The following is a 21,884-nucleotide window of genomic DNA, read 5'->3' as shown; positions in this document are numbered from 1 at the left end:
TTGCCTCTGCCTCCGCTTCAGGCGGTCAGGCGGTGTCTCAGGCGCTCAGGCAACGTGACCCCAACAGTGCCTTGAGATCACCGTAGAGGCTCGGGTTGGGGTCGACGCGGATAGCGCGGTCGAGTCGCATCACCGTGTGTCTGCCGGGCTGCGAGAGGACCAGGTGCACATCGGTCTGTCCCTTGTGTGACTCGAGGACCCGGAGCAGCTTGGATGCCATCTCCTCCGTCGCCTTCTCCATCGGCAGCATCAGGTTGAGGGGCCGATCCTTCGGATCGGTGACGTCAGGGATCGTCATCGACATCGCCATCATCGAGGTCGGTCGATCATCGGAGAGGCGGATGCGTCCGGTCAGGCTGATGACGAGGTCGGTGGCCAACAGGCTCGCCACTGGTTCGTAGGTGTCGCCGAAGAACATGACCTCTATCTCGGCCTCGAGGTCCTCCACACTCACGATCGCATACGGTTTGCCCGAGTTCTTCGAGACCTTGCGCGCAACCTGGGTGATCATGCCGCAGATCTTCACCTGAGAACCGTCGTGGCGATGGGTCTCCGGATCCACCACATCGGCGATGGAGGCCTCCGATTCGGCGGCGAGGACGCCCTCAAGGCCGTTGAGGGGGTGGTCGGAGACATAGAGGCCGATCATGTCGCGCTCGAATGCCAGCTTCTCCTTCTTCTCCCATTCGGGTCGATCGGGAATCGCCACGGAGAAGCTCGGTTCGTCATCGCCGCCGCCGAGCCCGGCGAACAGGTCAAACTGTCCATTGGCTTCTTGACGCTTGACGCCGATGACGGAATCCACTGCTTCTTCGTGCACTTCGACGAGTGATCTCCGGGTCTGTCCCAATGAGTCGAAGCCGCCGGCCTTGATGAGCGATTCGATCGTGCGCTTGTTGCATACGTGGCTGGGCACCTTATCGAGGAAATCCGTGAATGAGGTGAATGCCCCCTTCTCTTCACGTGCTTCGACAATGCCGTCAACGACGTTGGCACCGACGTTGCGCACAGCACCCATGCCGAAGCGAATGTCCTCACCGACTGGTGTGAAGTGCAGAGCCGAATCATTGACATCTGGTGGCAGCACTGTGATGCCCAGCCGCCGGCACTCGTTGAGGTAGATGGCCAGTTTGTCCTTGTTGTCGCCCACCGAGGTGAGCAAGGCTGCCATGTACTCCGCCGTGTAGTGAGCCTTGAGGAACGCGGTCCAGTAGGACACGAGACCGTAGGCGGCCGAGTGGGCCTTGTTGAACGCATAGTCGGAGAAGGGCAGCAGAATGTCCCACAATGCCTGAGCCGCCGCCTCGGAGAAGCCGCGTTCCTTCATCCCTCCGAAGAAGCCCACCTGCTGTTTGTCCAGCTCGGACTTCTTCTTCTTGCCCATCGCACGACGAAGAATGTCTGCTTGGCCCAGCGAGTACCCGGCGACCTTCTGCGCGATCGCCATCACCTGCTCCTGGTAGATGATGAGCCCATAGGTGCTGCCGAGGATGTCCTCAAGCGGCTCTTCGAGCTCCGGGTGGATCGGCGTGACGTCCTGCAGTCCGTTCTTGCGCAGTGCGAAGTTAGTGTGGGAGTCAGCACCCATCGGGCCCGGACGGTAGAGCGCAATCGTCGCGGAGATGTCTTCGAAGTTGTCCGGCTTCATCAGCCGCAGCAGGGCACGCAGTCCGCCACCGTCGAGCTGGAATACACCGAGGGTGTCACCGCGAGAGAGCAGATCATAGGCCCCTCGATCGTCGAGGTCGAGGTGTTCCAAGTCGAGATCGTCATCACGGTTTGCCTTGATGTTCTCCACAGCGTCGGAGATGATCGTGAGGTTTCGCAGCCCCAGGAAGTCCATCTTGATCAGTCCGAGGCCCTCGGAGGTGGGGTAGTCGAACTGGGTGATGACCTGGCCGTCTTGGAACCGGCGCATGATCGGGATGACGTCGATGATCGGATCCGAGGACATGATCACTCCGGCTGCGTGGACGCCCCACTGCCGTTTCAGACCCTCAATGCCCTTTGCGGTCTCAAAGGTCTCCCGCGCATCCGTGTCCGAGTCGACGAATGCTCTGAACTCCCCCGCCTCGTTGTGGCGCTTGGATTCGGTGTTCTCGATATCGGCCAGCGGAATGTCCTTGGCCATCTCGGCTGGTGGCAGCGCCTTCGTCAGCCGCTCCCCCATGGAGAACGGTTTGCCGAGGACTCGTGCGGAGTCCTTGAGCGCCATCTTCGTCTTGATCGTGCCGTAGGTGACGATCATCGCGACCCGTTCGTCGCCGTATTTCCGTGTTACATAGTCGATGACTTCGCCGCGTCGGCGATCATCGAAGTCGACGTCGAAGTCGGGCATGGAGACACGGTCAGGGTTGAGGAAGCGCTCAAAGAACAGTCCGTGCTTGAGCGGATCGAGATCGGTGATGCGCATCGCGTAGGCGACCATGGAACCGGCACCCGAACCGCGCCCCGGACCGACCCGGATGCCGTTGTCCTTGGACCAGTTGATGAAGTCGGCGACGACGAGGAAATAGCCGGGGAAGCCCATTGAGATGATGACGTCGAGTTCGTAGTCAGCCTGCTTGCGCACATCGTCGGGAATTCCTCCCGGATACCGATATTCGAGCCCCGTCTGGACCTCTTTGACCAGCCAAGAGGTTTCGTCCTCTCCGGGCGGGCAGGGGAACTTCGGCATATAGTTCGCAGACGTGTCGAAGGAGACTTCGCACTTCTCAGCGATCTCGAGCGTGTTGTCGCAGGCTTCCGGGAACTCGGAGAACAGTGCCCGCATCTCCGCGGGTGATTTGAGATAGTAGCCGGATCCGGAGAAGGCGAAGCGCGAACCGCCCTGGTCATAGGTGGGTTCGATCAGCTTCGACCCGGATTGGATGGCCAGCAGCGCTTCGTGCGCCTTCGCATCAGACTCATGTGTGTAGTGCAGGTCGTTGGTCGCGACCAAGGGGATGTCCATCTCCTTTGACAGACGGATCAGGTCCTTGGTCACTCGCTTCTCGATGGAGAGCCCATGATCCATGAGTTCGACGTAGTAATTGTCTTTACCGAATATCTCACGGTACTTACCCGCCGCAGCTCTGGCCTCTTCGTACTGTCCCAGGCGCAACCGAACCTGGATCTCCCCCGATGGGCAGCCCGTGGTCGCGATCAGTCCGTCAGAGTAGGTTTCAAGCAGGTCTTGGTCGATGCGCGGCCACTTGCTGAACACCGAATCGAGGGATGCGTAGGACGAGGCCTTGAACAGATTGCGCATGCCGGTGTTATTGCGTGAGAGCAGCGTCATGTGGGTGTAAGCACCGCCGCCGGACAGGTCGTCGCGTTTCTGCGACTCGTCCGTGCGCCATTTCACCCTCGTCTTGTCCCGCCGATCCGTGCCCGGGGTGACATAGGCTTCAACACCGATGATGGGCTTGATGTCGGCGGCAGTCGCCTGTGACCAGAAGTCAAAGGCTCCGAACAGGTAGCCGTGGTCTGTGGTCGCGATGGCCGACATTCCGGAGGCCTTGGTCGCGGCCATCAAATCCGTGAGCCGGGCTGCTCCGTCCAACATCGAGTATTCGGTGTGGACGTGAAGATGGACGAAGTCGTCTTTCGGCACTGGCAGCCTTCCCTCAGATATGACCGTTGTTGCGACCCCCAGCTTAGACCATCGAAGGGTCGCCCAGCGGAGCCTCGGCGGCCGACAGACGCGAAGTCGTCGAGGTCATGATGCGGCGTTCTGGGTGCTCACCGGCGCTTGCGTTCAGGGTGTGCGGATGCGGTCGATCGCATACTGCAGGTCCTCGGGGTACCCGCTCTCGAATTCGACCCACTCGTTCGAGTCGGGATGATGGAACCCGAGTTTGACAGCGTGCAGCCACTGACGTTCCAGACCAAGATCCTTAGCCAGGACCGGATCAGCCCCGTAGGGAAGATCACCGACGCAGGGGCGCTTGAGCGCGGAGAAATGAACTCGAATCTGGTGGGTCCGCCCGGTTTCGAGATGAACTTCGACCAGGGAGGCTCGGCGGTGTGCTTCGAGCACCTCATAGTGGGTGATCGCATTCTTCCCTCCGCTGTGGACCGCATAGAGGCCGTCATGTCGCGGGTTGCGAGCGATGGGCGCGTCAATGGTGCCGAGCACGGGATCCGGCAGTCCTTGGACCACCGCGTGATAGGTCTTCTCAACGGTGCGTTCTTTGAACGCACGTTTGAGCACGCTGTAGGCGTACTCGCTCTTCGCGATGACCATCAGGCCCGAGGTGCCCACGTCCAGGCGCTGTACGATCCCCTGCCGTTCGGGCGCACCCGAAGTGGCGATCCTGAAACCGGCGGCGGCGAGACCACCCACGACGGTCCTTCCCTTCCACCCCAGTGCCGGATGTGCGGCCACGCCAACGGGCTTGTCGACCACGACGAACGAATCTTCGTCATGGACGATCTTCATCCCCGGGACCGGATCGGCCACGACCTCCAAGGGCCGCGGAGGTTCAGGCATCATGATGTCCAGGCGTGCGCCGGCTTCGACGCGGTCTGATTTCGCCACGACGTGCCCGGACAGCTGCACGCCCCCTTCTGCGCAGATGTCGGCGGCTGCTGTACGGGAGAGTCCCAACAGCTTCGACAGCGCCGAGTCCACTCGCTGGCCTTCGAGGCCCTCGGGTACCAGGATTGAGCGTTCAGCCATGTGTATCCTCTCCGACCGTGCTCGCGTGCTTCGAGTCCGATCCGTCCAGTTCAATGCCTCTGAGGCTTGTCACCACGAGGGTGACCGCCGCTGCGGATATCGCAATGTCGGCGACATTGCAGATGAAAAACGATAGGTCGATGAAATCGACGACGGCGCCGTGGAGGAAACCGGGCTGCCGGAACAGCCGATCCACGAGATTGCCGAACAGTCCGCCCAACAGCAGTCCGAGCCCGATGGCCCACGCCACAGAACCCAACTTCCTCGACAGCATGATGATCGCTGCGAACACAGCAATCGCGATGAGGGGGAAGATCCAGGTCACACCAGACCCGAGGCCCAGCGCCGCTCCGGGGTTCCGATAGAAGTTGAAGCCCGCCAGAGTACCGATGACTGAGATCGGCTCCTGTCCCTCGAGGAATCTCACCGCGAGGAACTTGGTGAACTGATCCACCACGAGGACGATCACGGCTATGCCGAACAACGCCCCGAGCATCCTGCGCCGCCGGGGTCTCGTGTTCGTGGCATCATCGTTCATTTGACTCATTCTAACTTACTGTCTTCGGACACGAAGGCGCTGGCTGCCAAGCTCTGCTCCAACTCACGGGCGCACGAACAAGGCCCGGGATCTCCATAGAGTTCCCGGACCTTGCGTGTCTGCTGTGACGAATCAGAGCTTGTGATTCGACGACGAACCGAAGGTGTTCCCGTCCAGGGTCTCCGGTGCCAGACTCGTTGAGTTTTCGAGGTCGCGCAGCTGATCGTTGAGGTAGCTCTTCAGACGCGTCCGGTACTGACGCTCGAAGTTCGACAGCTGGTCGATGGAACGCTCAAGGGTCGACTTCTGCGTTTCCAGAGTCGACAGGGTCTCATCGCGCTTCGTCTCGGCCTTGCCGACGATGTCCTTGGCTTCGGTCTCTGCGCTCTTGATGAGCTCGTCGCGACGGCGTTCGCCCTCTGCCACGTGCTCGTCGTGGACGCGCTGAGCAAGAGCGATGAGCCCGTGGGCGTCGCCGTCTCCACTGCCCAAGCCCGATCCGAGGCCCAGTCCAGCGGCGGTGCCTGTTGCAGCAGGTGCAGCACCGTCGACGGCTGGAGCGGATTCCTTCGAAGCGGATTCCTTCGCAGCGGGGGTCTGCGCAGCGGGAGCTGCTTCCTTGACTGCAGGTGCTGATGGCTGCTCGGTCGCTTCCGGGACAGCGGGAGCTTCGGGAGCCTTCTCCTGCTCCGGCTCCGGCGCCTCGGTCTCCTTCTGCGAAGAGGGAGCCGGCACCGCTGCAGGCATTGCCTGGGTGGCGTCGGTATCCTCAGCAGGTGCGGCAGGAGATGCCCCGCCAGCGTCGAGTTCCTTGACGCGCTGTTCCGCGGTCGACAGCTTCTGACGAAGTTCGTCGTTCTCCTGGTAAAGACGGCGAATCTCTACGACAACCTCATCGAGGAAATCGTCGACTTCATCCTGGTCGTACCCGTCGCGGAACTTCACCTGCTGGAACCGCTTGTTTACTACGTCTTCAGGCGTGAGCGCCATGAGGTCACCTTTGGTCGATCTACATTCATTACGCTGCCGCCATCAAGACGGCTTCAACGTCACATTAGCGTAACACCTGCAGTTTTGTCCTGCAGAAATGCCGTGTCACGTATTCATTGACAAAATTTCCCGAATCGAGCCTAACAACACCTGGAACGATTCGGCCAACTGAGACTCATCACAGCGAACCTCTGAGAAGACTGCCACAGGCACAGAACCCAGTGGTTCCATCACCGACGACGGGGTGCTCAGTTGCAGATCCCAGGATTGTCACGATTAGGATCAGGCCGCTCCAAGCGCGAGGCTTCGTAGGAAATACGCAACAATCTGGACTCCGATCAAGAGCACGATGAAGCCCAGATCCAGTGAGATCTGTCCCAACCGCAAGGGTGGAATCACCTTGCGCAGCAGACGCAGGGGCGGATCGGTCAGTGTGTACACGATCTCGGCCAGCACGAGGAAGAAACCGGCGGGCTTCCATTCGCGCGAGAAGACCTGCACGAGGTCGAGGACCACCCGTGCCAGGAGAACATAGACGTAAAGACTGAGTGCTGTGCCGAGGATGTAGAAGATGATGGCCACGTGTTTCCTCGTGCCTTTCTTTGGTGCTTAGCTGTCGATACCCAGCGTATACGTCCGAGCTGAGGATGAGATAAGAACGACCTCAACCGAAGGCCGAAGCACTCAGCTTTGGTTGAAGAAGCTCGCCTGGGTGTCCGGATCCGACTCGTTCTCTCCGCTGACCTCGATGTTCTCGGGGGTGAGAAGGAACACCTTGTTGGTCACGCGTTCGATGGAACCGTGCAGGCCGAAGATCAGACCGGCAGAGAAGTCAACGAGGCGCTTCGAGTTGTTCTCGTCCATCTCGGAGAGATTCATGATCACCGGTGTTCCCTCGCGGAACGCGGCACCGATCACCATAGCGTCATTATAGCTGCGGGGGTGGATTGTCTTGATGCGGTTCATGGAGATTCCTGGCGCGGGAGAGTCGACTGGGCGAATCGGTGACGGGTGGATCGGCGTCACTTGGGCAGGGGGCCGTTCCTCGTCCTCGACATGGTCGTCGACGGGCTCTTCGTAGGTGTCGATGACCTCACGGTCACGACGTTCGACGGGCTCGTCCTCTTCTTCGACGAAACCCAGGTATTCCAGCGTCTTCTTTATTGCTGACATTTTTCCGCTCCTCGGCCTTCGGCACTTCCTCGCCTGCCGCCAAACTATCTCAACTGACCAGTTTGGCTGGTGAGTCTCATGGGTGTGTCGTGGGGTTTTCTTCCTGCAGCCAGACCAAGCCTGCGAATCGGCCGGTGCTGCATTGTCTCCGGTAGGAGAACAGATCCTCGGATTCCCGTGTGCAGGTGCGGGAGAAATGGTCGATGCTCACGCCTGCGCGTCGCAGCTGTTCCGCCACTGCCCCCGCGACGTCGATCGCCGGGGTCCCGGTCACGGACACAGAGGCGGCCACGGGCTCGATCGCAGCAACTTCTTCCCGCAGCGCGGCGGGAACTTCGTAGCAGCGCGGGCACACTGACGGTCCGATGATCGCATGGATGTCAGTCGCGCCCAGGTGATGCATTTCAGCGATTGTCTCCGGCACGACCCCTGCCGCCATGCCGGGGCGTCCGGCATGGATCGCGCCGATCACACCAGCTTCCGGGTCCGCGAGCATGATCGGTGTGCAGTCTGCCACCATGATCGCCAATCCGATACCGGCGCGTGTCGTGACCTGCGCGTCTGCCGTCATAGGATCGTCGCGCAGCTGCTCTGGCGAATCGATGATGGCCACGTCGGTTCCGTGGACCTGGGAAACGAAGCTCAGTCGTTCTCCGCTCAGCCCGAGAACCTGGGCCAGAGCGGCCCGGTTTGCGGCGACGAGCTCATCGTCGTCGCCTACGTGTCGCGCGAGGTTGAACGATGACAGGTCACCCCTCGAGTAGCCGCCGTGCCGGTCGGTGAACGCCACATGTGCGTTCAGCCTTCCGGGAACGACGAATCTCGAGTGCAGCATCTTACTTCAGGAAATCCGGGATATCGAGATCGTTGTCGAGGCTCGAGTTGCTGCGCTCGCTGGGCAGAGAGGTCGGGATCTGATGCTCGTCGCGGCGAGGTTCGGGCTCGACATCTCCTGCGGGCTCTGCCTGTTCCGCTGGCGCGGATTCGACATCCGCCGGGTTCGACGCCATCGGAATCGAGGCGGGTGCAGCTTCGGCTGGGGCTGAGTCCTGGCCGGCGACGGTGTTGTCGAACCCTGCCGCGATCACGGTCACACGGCATTCATCGCCGATGTTGTCGTCGATGACTGCACCGAAGATGATGTTGGCTTCGGGGTGTGCAGCTTCCTGCACCAGCCGGGCTGCTTCGTTGACTTCGAACAGGCCGAGGTCGGCACCGCCCTGGATGCAGAACAGCACGCCGTGGGCACCGTCGATGCTGGCTTCGAGCAACGGTGAGGCGATGGCGGACTCGGCTGCCTGGACGGCGCGGTCATCACCGGTAGCCGCTCCGATGCCCATCAGCGCGGTGCCGGCATCCTGCATCACGGACTTCACGTCGGCGAAGTCGAGGTTGATCAGTCCCGGGACGGAGATCAGGTCGGTGATGCCCTGAACGCCCGAGCGCAGAACCTCATCGGCCGAGCGGAACGCGTCGACGACGGAGACGCTGCGGTCTGAGATGGAGAGCAGTCGGTCGTTCGGGATGACGATGAGGGTGTCGACCTCTTCGCGAAGCGCGGCGATGCCGGCCTCGGCCTGCGCGGAACGGCGGCGTCCCTCGAACGTGAATGGGCGTGTGACGACGCCGATCGTCAGTGCTCCCAGAGAACGTGCGACGCGGGCGACGACCGGAGCCGCACCTGTGCCCGTTCCTCCGCCTTCACCGGCGGTGACGAAGACCATGTCGGCACCCTCGAGTGCGTCGCGGATGGCCTCTTCGCTGGAGTCTGCAGCCTTGCGGCCGATCTCCGGGTCAGCACCGGCGCCGAGTCCGCGAGTCTGGTCGCGGCCGATCTCCAGCTTCACATCGGCGTCCGAAAGCACGAGTGCCTGGGCGTCGGTGTTGATCGCGATGAACTCCACGCCGCGCAGTCCGACGTCGATCATCCTCTGAACAGCGTTGACACCGCCGCCGCCGGTACCGGCAACTTTGATATCCGCTCCGGATTGTGGGAATTCAGCCAAGTCGGTTCCTCTTTCGGCGCATCGTCCACGCATCATCTGCGTGCAAATTCGAAAAGTCTTCTTTGCCCTGAGGCTATTGTCCGGGGCAACACCACTGCAACCATTCTCCCCGGAGTGTCGGACATCGGCCAAACTTCAGCCCCGGTGTGTCGGCGGCAATGACAGTCAACTCGCCCGGTTTCGCCAGTTTTCAGTTCGTCACGGGCACCGAGGGGACAGAGACGTCGATATCGGTGCGGCCATCAGCCGCCAGCTGCAATGCGGTGCGCATCTTCAGGCTCGCGCTTGTGCTGTCGCCGAAGGCGACTTTCGCCTGTGCCTTTCCCTTGTCGATGACCCCTGCGAGGTTGTTCTCGTCCTTGGCGTGGATCGAGGCTAAGTCGGAACGCAGCCCTGGTCGAAGTTCCGCCATGAACCGGATCACAGCGGCCACGGTCTTCTGGTCTGGTGCACCGCCGGAGTCTTTGAGCACGGTCACGCCCTTGGGCACTTTCTCAACGGTGCCCAGGTTGACGGCTTCATCGTCGAAGAGTTTGAACCCTTCTGCCGTGGTGATCGCCAGAACCGGGTTCCTGTCGGTGATGACGATGCTCAGGCTGCGCGGTCCCGAATAGTGCACCGAGGCTTCTTTCGCGCGCGGAAACTCCTCGAGTACGTTCTTCTCCACCGTCCCTGGGCGCACCCGGGGCAGCGGTGTGCCGCCGTCGGTGTGGAGGACCGATTCCGAGACCTGTTCATGGTCGATCAGCTCGCTGCCTTTGACGCTGACCTTGTCCAGAGCCAACAGCGGCGAGAACCAGAGCACGGCAGCGATGACGAGGACCGCCGCGATTGCACCGATGAGCAGGAGGCGCTGGCGCCACACCTGTTTCCGGCGTGCGCGGATGACGCCGGTGAGGTCCGCAGTCGAGTTGTCGTCGGTGCGCGGTTCGGGAAGTGGCACCACTGTGTTCAGGCCTCCAGAGCGGTGAGCAGTTCAGGGCCGAGGATCGTCACATCCCCGGCGCCAAGGGTGAGCACAAGGTCGCCTGGGCGCACACGCGCAGCAACATACGGCACCGCTTCGTTGAATGATTCGACGAAGGCCACATTTTTGTGTGGGACACGATCGGCGATCAGCGCACCGGTGACACCCGGTACCGGATCCTCCCTGGCTGGGAACACGTCGAGGACGACGACCTCGTCGGCCAGTCCGAGCGCCTCACCGAACTCGGCTCGGAACTCCATCGTGCGCGAATACAGATGCGGTTGGAAGATCGCCCACACCCGGCCCTCTTCGGTGACGACACCGCGAGCCGCGCTGAGAACCGCTCGCAGCTCCGTCGGGTGGTGAGCGTAATCGTCGATGACACGGACACCGGCGGCGATTCCCCGTTCCTCGAAACGACGTCGAGTGCCTCCGTAGCTCCCGAGACCACTTGCCGCCTTGGCAACATCGGCGCCGAGGCTGTGGGCGACGGCGATCGCCGCCGTCGCATTGAGGGCGTTGTGGGTGCCCGGTTGCCGCAGTGCCACCGGCAGCGGCTCCGTCCGTCCCGGTACGTCGAGAACGAACTCCGAGACCAGACCCGAACGGAGTTCGCGCAGGCGGACATCGGCGGATTCGGAGGCTCCGTAGAGGATGACGGAGGTCCCCTGCGCCCGGGCCTGCTCGGCGACGTCGAGTGAACCTGGATCATCGGCGCAGGCGATGACGGTACCGCCGTCGGCGCCGATGCCGGCACAGAATTCGACGAAGGCCTCCCTCACCTTCTCGGGTGTCCCGTAGTAGTCCAGGTGATCCGCTTCGACGTTGGTGAGGATGCCGATCGCGGGTTCGTAGAGCAGGAACGAACCGTCCGATTCGTCCGCTTCTGCGACGAAGACATCTCCGGTGCCCAGATGGGCGTTGGTGCCCGTGGTGGACAGGACTCCCCCGATGACGAACGAGGGGTCGAGCCCACAGGCTTGCAGCGCCACGGTCGTCATGGAGGTCGTGGTGGTCTTGCCATGAGTGCCGGCCACCGCCACGGCTCGCTTGTCGGCCATCAGCGAGGCCAGTGCACCTGACCGGTGGAGAATCCGCAGGCCCTTGCGCTCAGCTTCGACGAGTTCGGGGTTGTCCTTGCGAATGGCTGAGGAGATGACCAGTGAGTCTGCCTCGCCGAGGTTGTCCGCCGAGTGCCCGATCTCGACTCTGGCACCCAATGTCCGCAGGACGTCGACGACTGCTGATTCCTTCGCATCTGAGCCTGAAACGGTGACGCCGTTCATGACCATGATCCGTGCGATCCCGGACATGCCCGAACCGCCGATTCCGATGAAGTGGACGGCGCCCAGTTCTGTGGCTGGGACGATTTCAGCTGTGCTCATGTTCAACCTCTCAGAGCGCGAGTGACGATAGTGGCCATGGTGGCGGCGGCATTGGTCGGATAGTGCAGCTCGAGGGCCGCTTCGCTCATGGCATCCAAGCGGGCTTGGTCCCTGACCAGGGGCAGGATCTGATCGATCACGGTCGACGGGGTGAAGTTCGCGTTGTCGACGAGCAGTGAGGCTCCGGCTCTGACGCTGCCGGCCGCGTTGAGACGCTGTTCACCGTTGCCGATGGCCAATGGGACGTAGAGCGCCGGAACCCCGACGACGGTGGCCTCGGAAACGGTCGCTGCACCGGAACGTGCCACGAGCAGATCAGCGACCGCGTAGGCCCTGTGCATTCCGTTCACGTAATCGACGACGTGGTAGTCGGACAACTTTGCCGCAGCTTCCCGCAGGGCCTCATCCTTGCCGGCACCGGTGATGTGCAGGACCTGCACCCCGTTCTCCTGGCACAGCGGCGCCGCGGCGAGGAATGCGTCGTTGATGCGCTGCGCCCCAGAGGACCCACCGGTCACCACGAGTACGGGTTTGTCGTCGCTCAGGCCGAGGTCTTCTCGCCATTCCTGTCGCTGGGCGAAGTCGCTGCGGTCGAGTGCGGAGATCTCGGTCGGCATCGGCATGCCGACCAATTCCGAATTGCGCAGCTTCGTATCGGGGAAGGTGACTCCGACCATTCCCCGTTTCGTCAGGAAGGCGCCGAGGCGGTTGGCCATTCCGGGCTTGGCATTGGCTTCGTGGACGAGCAGAGGGATGTTCGCCTGTTTGGCTGCGATGAAGGCGGGTGGGCAGACATAGCCGCCGACGCCGACGACGGCTTTGACATCTCGCTCGGCGATGATCTGCTTGACGCGCGAAACGTTGGCGGCGAAGCGCTTCGGAAATTTCAACGCGGCGGGGCTGATCGAACGCGGCATGGGCACTTTGTCGATGGTGAGGAGTTCGAAGCCGGCCTTCGGAACGATGTCGGCTTCGAGTCCGTCTGCGGTGCCGAGCGCGAAGACGTCCCAATCGGGATGGATCTCACGCAGCTCACGGCCGATCGCCAACATGGGCGAAATATGGCCGGTGGTGCCTCCACCGGCAAGGAGAATGCTCGTCATCTCACTTCTTTCTCTTTCTGGCCAATACTGCGAACGACGATCTCACGCGGTCTTTGTGCACCTTGATCGCGGCGGAAGCTCCGTCCTCGGTTCTGGCAAAGGACAGAATCACCCCGACCGCCAGCAGAGACGCGACGATGGAGGATCCGCCGTAGGACACGAAGGGCAGGGGCAGCCCGATGACCGGCAGAAGTCCGGTCACAACACAGATGTTGATTGCGGCCTGGCCGATCAGCCAGGCGAAGAGGCCGGCCGTAGCGACCTGGACGAACCTGGATTTCGAACGCAGAATCACCCGGACCATGCCGCAGGCCAGTGCCACGAACATCAGTATCACGGCCAGCGACCCGAGCAGGCCGAGCTCCTCACCGATGATGGCGAAGATGAAGTCGTTGTGGGCTTCGGGCAGCCAGGACCATTTCTCGCGACTGGCGCCGAGGCCCACACCCAACCAGCCTCCGGAGGCCAAGGAGAACAGACCGTGGTTGGACTGCCAAGCCTGGCCGGTGACGTCGGACGCTGTCTGGTCTGCGTGGCCGGTGAGTGCGGCGGTGATGCGTTGGAGCCGGTTCTGCGAGCTGAAGACGAAGAATGCGGCGACGGCTCCCAAGGAGCCGAAGAGCAGCAGGAAGTACTTCCACGGGAAGAAGCCGATGAACAGACAGACGAGGGCCATGGCCATGAGCACCAGCCCCGTGCCGAGGTCATTGCCGCCGACGACGAGACCGACAGCGAGGATGATGCCCGGGACAACGGGGATCATGGCGTGGCTGAAGGTTGTCATCTTTCCGTATTTGCGGGCCAGGACGGCGCCCAACCACACAGCCAGAGCAACCTTGAGGAACTCTGAGGGCTGGAGTTGAAACCCTCCGAACTGGATCCAGTTCGCGTTGCCCTTCGTTGCCTTGCCGACGCCCGGGAAGAAGACAGCCGCCTGCATGGCAACGCCAAGTAACAGCGCGGGCCAGGCCAGCTTGAACCACCAGTTCAGCGGGACGAACGTGGCCGCGACCATGAGGACGATGCCCATCGCGACGAAGCCTGCCTGCTTGTTGAAGTAGGCGAAGGATGACCCCGCTCCTCCGTCATAGGAGGTGATCGAGGACGCTGAGAGGACCATGACGAGTCCGAGTGACGTCAGAGCGAGGACCGAAACCAGAATCAGGTAGTAGGTCGTCAGCGGGTAGGCAGAGACTTTGGCGAATTCACGGCGCACCGAGGCCAGCATTGCCCGCGCAGCTCCTGTCCGAGGCTGATTCTCAGCGTGGGTCGTGTGGGGGGTGTGGACGCTCGTTGACTGTTTTCCGTTGCGAGCCGAGCCCGTGCCGCTGGTCTTCTTCGCCGCGGTCTTCTTCGCGGCGGTCTTCTTCGTGCCAGTGGTCCTCTTCGGTGCGGTCCGCTTCGTGGCAGCGGTTGTCTTCGCACCCGCAGTATTTTTCGTGGGCGGCGACTTCGTGCTCGACTTCGCGCTCGGCTTCGCGGCGGCCTTCTTCGCTGCGACCTTCGTGTCTCCTGCGCGGCCTACGGCCGGTTCGGCCGACCTGGTCGATCGGAGACGGCGTGACTGAGATTTCGCAGTTGTCTGCCGTCCCATGTCAGCTCCCCAGGTGAGCGTGGACAGCCTGAGTGAAGAGTTCACCCCGAGTGTTGTAGTTGAGGAACTGGTCCATGCTGGCTGCCGCGGGAGCCAGCAGCACGGTATCGCCGGCGTGGGCAATGCCTGCGGCAGCTTCCACTGCGGCAGCGACCACGGCTTCACCCCGGCGACGGGGAACTCCCGAATCCACTCCGAGCGCAGGTTCGATCCGGATCACGTCGAGGTCGGGAACGCTCGCAGCGATAGCCTCGCGGAAGGCAGCATCATCGGATCCGATGAGCACGAGTGCTCGAAGACGATGGCCGTGGTCGGTGAACAGTGACGTGAAATCCGCGCCCTTGGGCAGTCCCCCGGCGATCCAGACGATCGAGTCGAAGCTGCTGAGCGAGGCGTTGGCCGCGTGGGTATTCGTCGCCTTCGAATCGTCGACCCAGCTGACACCGTTGCCTTCAGCGACAGTGACCATGCGGTGGGCACCGAGCGAATGATTCTTCAAGCCTTCGGAGATCGCCTGACCGGGAACTCCGATGCTGCGGGCCAGAGCGGCAGCGGCGAGAGCATTTGAGACTTGGTGGTCTGCCGGCTCTCGGCCGGGAACGCCTGTCGCGGCGGCCACATCATTCACAGAGGCGAGCTCGGCGGCCGAAGAGTAACGCTGTGGGATGAAGGCGCGATCCACCAGCATGTCCTCGACGACGCCCAGCTCTCCCGGTCGGGGGATGCCCGTGGTGAAGCCGATGGCTTTGGCACCCTCGACGACGTCGGCGTCCTCGACCATGCGCAGGGTCACTTCGTCACCGACGTTGTAGATGCACGCGGTCTTGGCCTGGTGATAGATCTTGGCCTTATCAGCCTCATAGGCATCGGCGCTGCCGTGCCAGTCCAGATGATCGGGGGCGATGTTGAGCACAGCGGCAGCATCAGCACTCAGCGAATACTGCCAGTGGAGCTGGAAGCTTGAGAGTTCGATCGCCAGCACCTCGAGTCCGGGTTCGAGTACCGCTTCCAGAAGCGGTGCACCGATGTTGCCGCAGGCCTTGGCCTTCAGGCCGTCGGCCAGGAGCATGGATTCGAGCATGGTCGTAGTCGTCGTCTTGCCGTTGGTGCCGGTGATGGCCAGCCACTTGGCATCGTTGGTGCCACGGATCCGCCATGCCAACTCGACCTCGCCGATCACGGGAACGCCCGCCTCGGCGGCGGCCAGGAGCAGCGGGTGGTCGGGACGCCAACCGGGTGATGTCACGACCAGATCGAGCGGTTCCTCGGGCAGTGTCGAGACATGATCGGCGCCGCGGCGTATATCGACGTCGAAGACCTCGAGGATCTGTTCCTTCTCGCTGACATCCGCCTGATCATCGCCGTCGACGACGATCACGTCGGCACCGCGTTCGCCGAGGTGGACAGCTGCGGGAAACCCAGTCACGCCGAGACCGGTGACGAGGATCCGCAGCCCGTCCAATGACGAGCTGGGCCCCACGAGTGCGGCCGGGATCGCCTCGGCGTTCGGATAGTCAGTCAGGGGATTCTCAGCCAATGCGAGACACCCATTCGGCGTAGAAGAGACAGATTCCGGCGATGACGAACAGTGCGGCGATGATCCAGAAGCGCACCACGATCGTGACTTCTGCCCAGCCCTTGAGTTCGAAATGATGTTGGAGCGGGGCCATTCGGAAGACGCGTTTTCCGGTGGTCTTGAACGAGATGACCTGGATGATCACGGACAGGGTGATGATGACGAAGAGTCCGCCGAGAGCGACGAGCAGAAGCTCGGTCCGCGACATGATCGCGAGACCGGCGATTGCGCCGCCGATGGCCAGCGAACCCGTGTCGCCCATGAAGATCTTCGCGGGCGAGGTGTTGAACCACAGGAAGCCGAAACACGCGGCCGCCATGGCGCCCGCGACCATTGCGAGGTCGCGCGGATCGCGCATGTAGTAGCAGGCGCTCGTGGCGTCTGTCATCAGGTTGCAGTTCTGCGTCGACTGCCATGTGCCGATGACGACGTAGGCGGCGAATACGATCACCGAAGCGCCCGCGGCCAATCCGTCCAGGCCGTCAGTCAAGTTCACCGCATTGGATACCGCGGTGACGATGAGGTTGGCCCAGATGACGAACAGGATCAGACCGAGCACCGCGGACCCGAAGGCCAGGTCGAGGTTGGTGTCGCGAATGAACGACACCTTCGTCGACGCCGGGGTTTCTCCGAATGAGTTCGGGAACTGGAGTGCCATCACCGCGAACGAGATTCCGACGAAGGCCTGACCAAGGAGCTTGGGCAACGGTCGCAGTCCAAGAGAGCGCTGCTTCTTGATCTTGATGAAGTCGTCGAGGAAGCCGACCACACCGAGTCCCGCGGCCAGCCATAGGACGAGGAGTCCTGAAGCGGTGGGAACGGACCCTGTGAACAGGTGTCCGAGCAGGTAGGCCAGGATGGCGGCACCGATGATGACGACGCCGCCCATGGTCGGAGTCCCGCGCTTCGTGGCGTGAGAGGTCGGACCGTCATCACGGACGAACTGGCCGTAGCTTCGTTTGACGAGGACACGGATGAACAGAGGTGTGCCGACCATCGCCAGGATCAGTGCCAGGCAGGCGGCGAGCAGTACGGCGATCATTGGGCCCCCGATACACCGGCGATTTCATCTCCGAGATAGCGCAGGCCGGCGTCTCTGGAGGATTTGAACAGGACGATATCCCCGGGAGCCAATTCCGCACTCAACAGGTCCTTCGCTTCGGCAGCGGTCGCGACCCACGCCGCTTCGTTGCCCCAGGAACCTTCGAGGTTCGCAGCGTTGAAGATAGGTTTTGCTCCGTCACCGACGACGATGGTGCGGGTGATGTTCAGTCTTACGACGAGCTCGCCGATATCGGAGTGGGCGGAGATCGATTCGTCGCCGAGTTCCAGCATTTCGCCGAGGACAGCGAAGGTCCGGCGCGGCCGGCTGTCCTCGTCGCCGCGGCCCATCGATGCCAGCGTCTTCAGGGAGGCGCGCATTGATTCCGGGTTCGCGTTGTAGGCGTCATTGAGCACGGTCACCCCCGACGGGGAGTCGATGAGCTCCATCCGCCAACGACTCGCGGCAGAGGACGTTGCGAGTGTGGTCACGATGGACTTCACTCCCACCCCACAGGCATGGGCGATAGCCGCGGAGGCCAAGGCGTTGCCGACGTGATGTTCGCCGATCAGAGCCAGACGGACGTCCTGTGGCTCTTCTCCCGGCAAGGTCAGTGAGAAGGCGGCGTGTCCGGAGGCGTCAGTCGTGACACCTGTGCCGCGGACAACGGAGTCCTCGCCCGCGACCCATTCGGGCAGCGATTCCCGTTGCGAGAACCACAATGTGTCGACCTCAGGTGAGAGCACCTCACGCATCCCGGCCACTCGAGGGTCGTCGGCGTTGAGAATCGCGACGGACCCGGCGGTGAGAGACTCGACGAGTTCAGCCTTGGCACGGGCGGTGTTCTCTATCGAACCGAACACGCCTGAATGGGCAGTGCCGACAGCGAGTTCGACAGCAATGTCGGGACGGACCAGGCTGGTGAGGTAGGCGAGGTTGCCGATGGAACGAGCGCCCATCTCAAGGACCAGGAAACGCGTGGTCTCCCTTGCCTGCAGAGCCGTCAGCGGCACTCCGACCTCATTGTTGTAGGAGTTGGGCGGCCACACTGTCTCGGCCTCGCCGGCGAGCAGATCGGCTGCAAGATCCTTCACGGTGGTTTTGCCGACCGAGCCGGTGATCGCGATGACCGTGATCTCACCGACCTCACGCAGTGCCTCGATGTTGCACTTGGCCAACTGGCCCAGTGCCTCAGTGGCATCGGAGACAAGGAGGGTCGGCAGGGTCTCATCGTCGAGGGTGGGAACAGATTCACCGATGATCAGCGCTGCACCGGCCTCCACGGCTGCTGCCGCGAATTCGATGCCGTCAAAGGACTCACCTCGGCGGGCAACGTAGATATCGCCGGGGCCGACTTCTCTCGAATCGGTGACAACTCCAGCGGACAATTTGGTCTCGGGGTCTACGCCGTACAACTCGCCTGAGACGGCGGTTGCTATTTCGGCTGCACTCAGTCGCTTCATATCAACTGTGAACTTTACCTGTTTGTGCGCCGCTAAGTCGCGTGCGCAGCGCTGAGCGTGTCCTCGACCGGTCGTCGAAGTCGGTCACCACCCCGGCGGCGGACTGTCCGGTTTCGTGCCCCTTCCCAGCAATGAGTACGGTTGCAAAGGCCCCGGCGGCAGCGATCGCCTCGTCGATGGCGGCCCCTCGTTCTGCCACTTCAATGACTTTCTTCACACGTGCACCTCCGGTTGAGACCTCAGCATCGATGCCCTCTTTGATGGCGGCCCGGATCGACCCCGGGTCCTCGGTGCGTGGATTGTCGTCGGTGAGGACGACCACGTCTGCTCCCCGAGCGGCGGCCTGGCCCATGCCGAATCGCTTTCCCCTGTCACGGTCGCCACCGGCACCGAAGACGATGACCAGTTCCTCACTGTCAGCGTGGAGTGACTCCAGTGCCTTCTCGATCGCATCGGGTGTGTGTGAGTAGTCGACGATCGCACGAGGGAGGCGTTCCGGATGCGACTCGCCCTCGGCTCGCGGGCCGCTGACGTCGATGATCTCCATCCGCCCGGGCACCGAGGCCGTGAAGGTTCGACCGATTGCATTCAGGTCGGTGGCCGCGATCCCGGCTTCCAGCAGCATGGCTGCGGCCAGCGCAGTGTTTGTGACGTTGAAATCGCCCGGCAGCGGAGATCGCAGTGCGATGCCATCGCCGTCGGATTCGTCGAGGTGGAGGATGAAGTCGGACTCTCCTGGAGTGTGCTCGATCTGCCAGTCGCTGCGATCGTCACGTCCCAGCGTGCGCACAGGCACCTGAGCCGCCTCGACCATCTTCTCGCCCCACATGTCCTCAACGACGATGACGGCAGTATCCGAGAAGGCGCGGGTGAACAGCTCGGCTTTGACTCCGAAGTACTCTTCCATGGAGTTGTGGAAGTCGAGATGATCCTGAGAGAGGTTCGTGAAACCTGAGACAGCGAAGTGGGCGCCGTCGACACGGTGCTGACTCAGCGCATGCGAGGACACTTCCATGGCGCAGGTGTCGACCTCCGCGGCGCGCATCTTCGCGAACAGGGCATGCAGCTCGGGAGCTTCTGGAGTCGTGCGCACGCTCGGCTCGGCCACACCGGCGATGAGCGTCGCCACTGTCCCGATGACACCGGTGCGATGTCCGAGGGCCTCAAGCATTCCGTCCACCAGATAGGTTGTGGTCGTCTTCCCGTTGGTTCCGGTCACACCGATCAGCCGGGGAGAACCCGAGGTGCCGTACACAGCGGCCGAGACGTAGCCCAGAACGGACCGCGGGTGCTCCACGATCAGCCCGGTCACCTCGGAGAGGGCCGGCGGGTCGACGCTCTCGGCGATCATGGCCCAACCGGTCGCGTCGGTGAGGATCGCTGTGACCCCGCGCCCGATGAGTTCCGGCGCGAATTTCGCTCCATGGACGTTTGCACCCGGTAGCGCGGCATACAGCTGACCCGGCGATACCGTGCGCGAATCGTGGGAGACTCCCCCGACCTCGCGGTCGGGATCTCCATGAATGGTTCCAGGGGCTGCCGGCAGCAGCTGTGAGATACGCATTATTTCCATTCTCGAGCAGGTAGCTGGGGATCCGCGGTCGACGGTGGGATCTTGAGGTGGCGCATGGTGAAACCGGCGACATCGGAGAATACCGGGGCGGCGGCGCTTCCACCGTAATAGCCGTTTCGGGGCCGCTGCAACGTCACAGAGATCGCGATCTGTGGGTCCTCGGCGGGAAGGACACCGACGAATGAGGCGGTGTAGCCGTCGTAGCCGCCGCCTTCTGCAGCCGGAGCCTGCGCGGTTCCCGTCTTTCCCGCCACCCTGTAGCCGGAGACTTGCGCCGATTTGCCGGTGCCCTCCGCGACGACGCCTTCGAGCATGGCCAGGGTCTGGTCGGCGGCCTTCTTGCTGATGACCCGATCGGTCTCGCCTGCCGGGTTCGGGATCGTCTTCCCCGACGGCGAGACGGTTCCATCGATGAGTGTCGAGGGGACATGCACTCCGCCATTGGCGATGGTTGCGATGACATCGGTGGTCTGGAGGGCGTTCGCGGCCACTCCCTGACCGAACATCACCGTGTACTTGGTCCGGCCGTCCCACTCCTTGTATGGGTGGAGGATGCCAGCGGTCTCGGCAGGGAATCCGATGCCCGTTGTCGATCCGAAGCCGAACTTCTTCATGTAGCTGTAGCGCTGTGCTTCGCTGAGCGCGTTTCCGGCCAGGATGGTGCCGGTGTTCGAGGATTCGGCAAGGATTCCCGCGAAGGTGAGCTTCTCATCAGGGTGCGGGTGCGAGTCCCGGAACTCCTCTTCGTTGGGGGCCTTCCACTTGTCCGGGACGGTGAACTCCTGTTCGGGGGTGACTAGACCCTGGTCGAGCAGAGCTGCGGCCGTGACCATCTTGGCAGTCGAGCCGGGTTCGAAGACGTCGGTGAAGATGCGCGATCCTCGGTCAGGTCCGTCGACTTTGCCGGGTGAGTTGGGATCGACGCTGGGTGCATCTGCTGCGGTGAGAATCTCACCGGTCTTGATGTCTTTGATGACGATCGAGGCTGATTCAGCCTCGTGCTTCTTCCGCTGTTCCTCGATCGCCTGCTGGGCGTAGTACTGCAGTGCCGGGTCGATCGTTGTCTGCAGCCCCTTGCCATCGACCGCATTTCGCGTGTTGTTGTCGCCGAGCGGGATGATCTCACCGCGAGCACCGCGTTCGTACTGCTGTTGACCATCGCGCCCACTCAGCTGCTCGTTGTAGGCCAGTTCCAGGCCCGCCTGAGGTTGGCCGTCGGAGCTGAGGAACCCCACCAGGTTCCCGGCCACTGCACCTGAGGGATAGGAGCGCACTGCATATTCCTCAGCGGACACGCCGAGGATGTTGAGCTCCTTTACCGCACGCCAGGTCTCGGAGGTCAGCCCCTTGGCAACGGGGTTCCAGCGTTTGTCGCCGACAAGTTTCGGATACAGCAGTCCGGGGTCGGTGTCGAGAGGTTCGGCCAGGGCTTCTGCGGCTCCCCAGGCCCCGACAAGTTCTCCGTCGATCTTGTACTGGGCCACGTTCTGCTGGTCTACGACGACCTGGTACCGGGAGACGCTGTCGGCGAGGACCGTGCCGTCGGAGGCCAGGATCTGACCTCGCGCGGCAGGCAGGGTCTTGGTGACGAGCCGGTTGGACAGTGCCTTCTCGGCCAGTTTCATCGAATCCATTCCCTGGATCGAGACCAGGCGCCCGGAGGTGACGAGAAGAACCAGGATGGACAGAACCGCAATCAGTCCCATCCGCAGACGAAGGTTGGGTTTGCCTCGTCTGCCTTTTTTCTTCACCCGAGTGGCTCGTGGGCCCATTGCACTGTCCTTGGTCCTTGCTTGTCGGCGAACGGCTGT

General features: G+C 62.5%; 17 protein-coding genes. All 17 read right to left on the bottom strand.

The window, feature by feature from the left end; genetic code table 11:
• Positions 1–37: 37 nt before the first annotated feature.
• A complete protein-coding gene (gene dnaE / locus BANT918_RS00385) occupies positions 38–3,547 on the bottom strand; it encodes a DNA polymerase III subunit alpha (RefSeq protein WP_233430323.1) in 3,510 nt (1,169 codons plus the stop codon).
• A gap of 192 nt (positions 3,548–3,739) precedes the next feature.
• Positions 3,740–4,663, bottom strand: coding sequence for an RluA family pseudouridine synthase (locus tag BANT918_RS00380; protein WP_101618472.1), 924 nt, complete (start codon positions 4,661–4,663; stop codon positions 3,740–3,742).
• On the bottom strand, positions 4,656–5,201 hold the full coding sequence (locus BANT918_RS00375) for a signal peptidase II (protein ID WP_101618471.1): 546 nt from the start codon (positions 5,199–5,201) through the stop codon (positions 4,656–4,658). Before BANT918_RS00375 ends, BANT918_RS00380 begins: the two co-directional genes overlap by 8 nt.
• A 132-nt stretch (positions 5,202–5,333) precedes the next feature.
• Positions 5,334–6,191, bottom strand: a complete 858-nt coding sequence (locus BANT918_RS00370) for a DivIVA domain-containing protein (RefSeq protein ID WP_101618470.1) — start codon at positions 6,189–6,191, stop codon at positions 5,334–5,336.
• Between the two features lie 282 nt (positions 6,192–6,473).
• The gene (locus tag BANT918_RS00365; RefSeq protein WP_101618469.1) at positions 6,474–6,773 is read right to left on the bottom strand and encodes a YggT family protein; all 300 of its coding nucleotides are present in this window, start codon (positions 6,771–6,773) and stop codon (positions 6,474–6,476) included.
• 102 nt (positions 6,774–6,875) lie between these two features.
• Positions 6,876–7,364, bottom strand: coding sequence for a cell division protein SepF (locus BANT918_RS00360; protein WP_101618468.1), 489 nt, complete (start codon positions 7,362–7,364; stop codon positions 6,876–6,878).
• Positions 7,365–7,440: 76 nt separating this feature from the next.
• The gene (pgeF, locus tag BANT918_RS00355) at positions 7,441–8,154 is read right to left on the bottom strand and encodes a peptidoglycan editing factor PgeF (protein WP_233430302.1); all 714 of its coding nucleotides are present in this window, start codon (positions 8,152–8,154) and stop codon (positions 7,441–7,443) included.
• Positions 8,155–8,200: 46 nt separating this feature from the next.
• The gene (ftsZ, locus tag BANT918_RS00350) at positions 8,201–9,370 is read right to left on the bottom strand and encodes a cell division protein FtsZ (protein WP_101618466.1); all 1,170 of its coding nucleotides are present in this window, start codon (positions 9,368–9,370) and stop codon (positions 8,201–8,203) included.
• Between the two features lie 190 nt (positions 9,371–9,560).
• Positions 9,561–10,316: a cell division protein FtsQ/DivIB gene (locus tag BANT918_RS00345; RefSeq protein ID WP_101618465.1), complete on the bottom strand. Its 756-nt coding sequence runs from the start codon at positions 10,314–10,316 to the stop codon at positions 9,561–9,563.
• A 5-nt stretch (positions 10,317–10,321) separates the two neighbouring features.
• The gene (gene murC / locus BANT918_RS00340) at positions 10,322–11,722 is read right to left on the bottom strand and encodes a UDP-N-acetylmuramate--L-alanine ligase (protein ID WP_101618464.1); all 1,401 of its coding nucleotides are present in this window, start codon (positions 11,720–11,722) and stop codon (positions 10,322–10,324) included.
• A gap of 2 nt (positions 11,723–11,724) precedes the next feature.
• Positions 11,725–12,825 carry a UDP-N-acetylglucosamine--N-acetylmuramyl-(pentapeptide) pyrophosphoryl-undecaprenol N-acetylglucosamine transferase gene (locus BANT918_RS00335; protein ID WP_101618463.1) on the bottom strand — a complete coding sequence of 367 codons (1,101 nt, stop codon included), beginning with the start codon at positions 12,823–12,825 and terminating at the stop codon, positions 11,725–11,727.
• 1 nt (position 12,826) lies between these two features.
• Positions 12,827–14,419: a putative lipid II flippase FtsW gene (gene ftsW, locus BANT918_RS00330; protein WP_101618462.1), complete on the bottom strand. Its 1,593-nt coding sequence runs from the start codon at positions 14,417–14,419 to the stop codon at positions 12,827–12,829.
• A gap of 1 nt (position 14,420) precedes the next feature.
• Positions 14,421–15,956, bottom strand: a complete 1,536-nt coding sequence (murD, locus tag BANT918_RS00325; RefSeq protein ID WP_101618461.1) for a UDP-N-acetylmuramoyl-L-alanine--D-glutamate ligase — start codon at positions 15,954–15,956, stop codon at positions 14,421–14,423.
• Positions 15,949–17,037: a phospho-N-acetylmuramoyl-pentapeptide-transferase gene (gene mraY / locus BANT918_RS00320; protein ID WP_101618460.1), complete on the bottom strand. Its 1,089-nt coding sequence runs from the start codon at positions 17,035–17,037 to the stop codon at positions 15,949–15,951. Before mraY ends, murD begins: the two co-directional genes overlap by 8 nt.
• Complete coding sequence (locus tag BANT918_RS00315; protein WP_101618459.1) at positions 17,034–18,500, bottom strand: UDP-N-acetylmuramoyl-tripeptide--D-alanyl-D-alanine ligase; 1,467 nt, start codon at positions 18,498–18,500, stop codon at positions 17,034–17,036. The genes mraY and BANT918_RS00315 overlap by 4 nt, the downstream gene beginning before the upstream one ends.
• Position 18,501: 1 nt before the next feature.
• On the bottom strand, positions 18,502–20,064 hold the full coding sequence (locus BANT918_RS00310; RefSeq protein ID WP_101618458.1) for a UDP-N-acetylmuramoyl-L-alanyl-D-glutamate--2,6-diaminopimelate ligase: 1,563 nt from the start codon (positions 20,062–20,064) through the stop codon (positions 18,502–18,504).
• Positions 20,064–21,845 carry a peptidoglycan D,D-transpeptidase FtsI family protein gene (locus BANT918_RS00305; RefSeq protein WP_101618457.1) on the bottom strand — a complete coding sequence of 594 codons (1,782 nt, stop codon included), beginning with the start codon at positions 21,843–21,845 and terminating at the stop codon, positions 20,064–20,066. The genes BANT918_RS00310 and BANT918_RS00305 overlap by 1 nt, the downstream gene beginning before the upstream one ends.
• Between the last annotated feature and the right edge of the window lie 39 nt (positions 21,846–21,884).

The organism is Brevibacterium antiquum CNRZ 918 (assembly GCF_900169145.1).
In the GTDB taxonomy this organism is placed as follows: domain Bacteria; phylum Actinomycetota; class Actinomycetes; order Actinomycetales; family Brevibacteriaceae; genus Brevibacterium; species Brevibacterium koreense.
The sequence above is the reverse complement of the archived record's forward strand: the minus strand, read 5'-3'. Positions and strand labels throughout refer to the sequence as shown.